Genomic DNA, 3833 nt, shown 5'->3' on the forward strand with positions numbered 1-3833 from the left:
GCCGACGGCGTCAGCGAGTTGTACATGGGACAGGTGCGCGGCCCCCGCATCGACATCGCGACGGATGCCGTGATGCGCTCGGCATCCACCAAGCCCTACGCCGCCGCGACCCGCATGTACGGCCTCGTCGACAACCACCTGCTGTGGGCGTGGGACATCGCCGCCCTCGGCTCGCCGCTGGCCTCGCACGCGTCGGCCCGCCTGGCGCGGGTGCAGTGATGACCGACCCATTCCTCTCGGTGCCTGCCGCCGTCGTCGACGACGGCAGGCTGCTGCACCTCGGCACCCCCGCCACCGAACAGCGCGCGCTCGCCGCCGGCAACGCCCTCGCACCGCTGGGCGACCGCGCCGTGCTGGCCGTCACCGGCGAGGACCGCCTGTCGTGGCTGGATTCGCTGTCCTCCCAGGCGCTCACGGGCCTCGCCGCCGGCGAGAGCACCGAGCTGCTCATCCTCGACCCGCAAGGTCACGTCGAACACGCGGCATCCGTCATCGACGACGGCGAGACCACCTGGCTCATCGTCGACCGCGCCGATGCGGCGGGCCTGCTGGCCTGGCTCACCCGCATGCGCTTCCGGCTGCGGGTCGCCCCGCGCGACGCGTCGGACGAGGTCGCCGTCGTCGGCGGCACGGCCGCCGCGGTCGAGCGCGAGGTTCCCGACGCCGTCGCGGTGTGGTCGGACCCCTGGCCCGGCGTCGCCGCCGGAGGCTGGGGATACGCGCCGGCCGATCCGCACCCCGGCGCCGAACGCGACTGGAGCGAGGCCGTCGTGCCGCGCGCGGTGCTCGATCGCCTGGCTCAGGCGGCGAAGGACGGGAAACTGGCGCTGGCGGGCACCCTGGCCGCCGACGCCCTGCGCATCGCCGCGTGGCGCCCGCGCGCCGCGAACGAGGCGGGGGAGCGCACGCTGCCGCACGAGGCGGACTGGATGCGCACCGCCGTGCATCTCGACAAGGGCTGCTACCGCGGGCAGGAGACCGTCGCCAAGGTGCACAACCTGGGACACCCGCCCCGGCGCCTGGTCGCCCTGCAGCTCGACGGCAGCGACGCCCTGCTGCCCGAGGTCGGCGCGGCCGTGCGCCGCGACGGCGACGCCGTCGGCGAGGTCACCTCGGTGGCGCGCCACTTCGAAGAGGGCCCGATCGCGCTGGCGTTCGTGAAGCGCTCGGTGCCGGTGGATGCCACGCTGACGGTCGACACCGATGGCGACCCCGTGGCGGCCGCGCAGGAGACCATCGTGCCGCCCGACGCCGGCGCCACCGCGTCGATCCCCCGACTGCCCCGGCTCTCGCGCCGACGCTGAACACCCGGGCGCTCAAGCCGACGTGGACCCCGCCCCGGCGGTCGCGACCACCGGCCGCTGCCGTCAGCGGGGCGCGACCGCGCTCCAGGGCACCGTGACCTCGCCCAGCCGCCACCGCGCGGGCGCGCTCAGTGGCCAGCCGGCATCGACCATGCCCTGCATCGCGGTGCGCCACCGGTGCACGGGGCCGAACGGCGAGACGACCGCGGCCTGATGCCACTGTCCGTCGAGGGCGCGCACGAAGTCGTAGACACGCTCGCCCGGGACGTTGCGGTGGATGAGCGCCTTCGGCAGGCGCTCGGCCGCGATCGAGGGCGTCTGCAGCGCGCTCAGCCGCAGCGACAGACTGAGTGAGCGCGGCGCGGCATCCGCCCCGACCTCGACCCACGTCGAGACCCGGCCGATCTCGTCGCAGGTGCCTTCGACGAGGATGCCGCCGGGGGTCAGTCGCGCCGACATCCGCTGCCACGCGGCGGGGACGTCTTCTTCGTCGTACTGGCGCAGCACGTTGAACGCCCGCACGACCGAGGGGGCCCGCGGCGCCGGCACCTCGAAGCCGCCGCGGGCGAACGACACCCGTGCGTCGGGCGAGAAGGTGGTGTCGCCCTGGCGCACCTCGGCGAGCTGGGCGTTGGCCCTCGCGACACGCGCCGGGTCGATCTCGAGTCCCAGCACCTCGACGTCGGGCCGGGCGGTGCGCAGCCGCGCCTCGAGCTCGAATGCGGTCACGCCGCTCGCGCCGTATCCGAGGTCGATCACGAGGGGGTCGGCGGAGGCTGCGCGCAGCGCAGGGTGACGGGCGAGCCAGCGGTCGACACGACGCAGCCGATTGGTGTTCGTCGTGCCGCGCGTGATCTGCCCTATCGGGGAGGGCGTCATACGTCAATCATGTCAGCGGTGCGCTGGGGGCCCGCCGAGTAGGATCGAAGCATGAGTGAGTCGCACACACTGATCCTCCTCCGCCACGGCCAGAGCGAGTGGAACGAGCTGAACCTCTTCACCGGGTGGGTCGATGTCCGCCTGACCGAGCAGGGCAAGGCCGAGGCCGAGCGCGGCGGCCGGCTGATGGCCGAGGCAGACGTGCTGCCTGACATCCTGCACACCTCTGTGCTCAGCCGCGCGATCCAGACCGCGAACATCGCCCTCGATTCCGCCGACCGACTGTGGATTCCGGTGAAGCGGTCGTGGCGCCTGAACGAGCGTCACTACGGCGCGCTGCAGGGCAAGGACAAGGCGCAGACGCTGGCAGAGTTCGGCCAGGAGCAGTTCATGCTCTGGCGCCGTTCGTTCGACGTGCCGCCGCCGCCCCTGGCCGCCGACGACGAGTACAGCCAGGTCGGCGACCCGCGCTACGTCGGCATCGACGGCGAGATTCCCGCCACCGAGTCGCTGAAGCTCGTGATCGATCGCATGCTGCCGTACTGGCAGAACGACATCATCCCCGACCTGCAGGCCGGCAAGACGGTGCTCGTCACCGCTCACGGCAACTCGCTGCGGGGTCTCGTGAAGCACCTCGAAGGCATCAGCGATGACGACATCGCGCAGCTGAACATCCCCACCGGCATTCCGCTCGTCTACCGCCTCGGTGCAGACATGATGCCGCTGGAGCCCGGACGGTACCTCGACCCCGAGGCCGCCGCTGCGGGAGCTGCCGCCGTGGCCGCGCAGGGCAAGAAGTAACGCGTCACGCACGAGAGAGGGGCGGATGCCACTGGCATCCGCCCCTCTTCGCGTGTGCGGGTCAGACGTTCTGCTGGGCGCGCAGCAGCATCTCGGGGTCGGCCGCCCAGTCGCCGGTGGCGAGGTAGAGCACCTTCTTGGCCACCGACTCGGCGTGGTCGGCGAAACGCTCGTGGTAGCGGCTCGCGAGCGTGGCATCCACCGTCGCCGCAGCCTCGCCCTGCCAGTTGTCGCCGAGCACCTTCTCGAAGACCGAGATGTGCAGGTCATCGAGCTTGTCCTCGGCGATGCGGATCTGCTCGACCAGCGACAGGTCCTCGGTGCGCAGCAGCTCGGTCAGCAGGCGCGCCACCTGCACGTCGAGCTCGCCCATCTTGGTGAACGTGTTCTTGAGGCCACGCGGGATCGCGCGCTCAGGGAAGCGCATGCGGGTGAGCTGAGCGATGTGCTCGGCGATGTCACCCATGCGCTCGAGCGAGGCCGACACGCGCAGCGCAGCAACCACGATGCGCAGGTCGCGCGCGACAGGCTGCTGACGGGCGAGGATCTGGATGGCGAGCTCGTCGAGTTCGATCGCCTTGTCGTCGATGACCTGGTCGGCCTCGATGACCTCTTCGGCCAGTGCCACGTCGCTCGTCCCGAAGGCGCGGGTGGCCTTCTCGATCGCGACCGTGACGAGCTCGGCGATCTCAACCAGACGTCCCTGCACGTCCTCAAGGGACTGGTGGAACACTTCGCGCATGGGGGCACCTTCCTTTTCGCGGGGCACAGCACCGCTTCGTCCTCGCGGCTCGGCGTGATTCGCAAGCTCGGCGATTCTGGTCGGCAAAGGTTAACGAACAGTGCCGC

At 71.5% G+C, this 3833-nt stretch carries 5 protein-coding genes; 3 read left to right on the top strand and 2 right to left on the bottom strand.

The window, feature by feature from the left end; all coding sequences use genetic code 11:
* Window positions 1-219: heme-binding beta-barrel domain-containing protein (locus tag NQ160_RS20230; protein ID WP_257516900.1), on the top strand; the 219-nt coding region annotated here is incomplete at its 5' end.
* The gene (gene ygfZ / locus NQ160_RS20235; protein ID WP_257516901.1) at window positions 219-1304 is read left to right on the top strand and encodes a CAF17-like 4Fe-4S cluster assembly/insertion protein YgfZ; all 1086 of its coding nucleotides are present in this window, start codon (window positions 219-221) and stop codon (window positions 1302-1304) included. The genes NQ160_RS20230 and ygfZ, both read left to right, overlap by 1 nt.
* A 63-nt stretch (window positions 1305-1367) precedes the next feature.
* On the opposite strand, the gene NQ160_RS20240 is transcribed toward ygfZ, so the two are convergent.
* Window positions 1368-2183, bottom strand: a complete 816-nt coding sequence (locus NQ160_RS20240) for a class I SAM-dependent methyltransferase (protein WP_257516902.1) — start codon at window positions 2181-2183, stop codon at window positions 1368-1370.
* A 51-nt stretch (window positions 2184-2234) separates the two neighbouring features.
* Between NQ160_RS20240 and NQ160_RS20245 the strand changes: the two genes are divergently transcribed.
* Window positions 2235-2984 (top strand): phosphoglyceromutase, encoded by a 750-nt coding sequence (locus tag NQ160_RS20245; RefSeq protein WP_257516903.1) that lies wholly within the window; start codon window positions 2235-2237, stop codon window positions 2982-2984.
* Window positions 2985-3045: 61 nt separating this feature from the next.
* On the opposite strand, the gene phoU is transcribed toward NQ160_RS20245, so the two are convergent.
* Entirely contained in the window at window positions 3046-3726 is a 681-nt protein-coding gene (gene phoU, locus NQ160_RS20250; RefSeq protein WP_257516904.1) for a phosphate signaling complex protein PhoU, read from the bottom strand.
* Window positions 3727-3833: the final 107 nt, after the last annotated feature.

The organism is Microbacterium sp. zg.Y909, assembly GCF_024626565.1.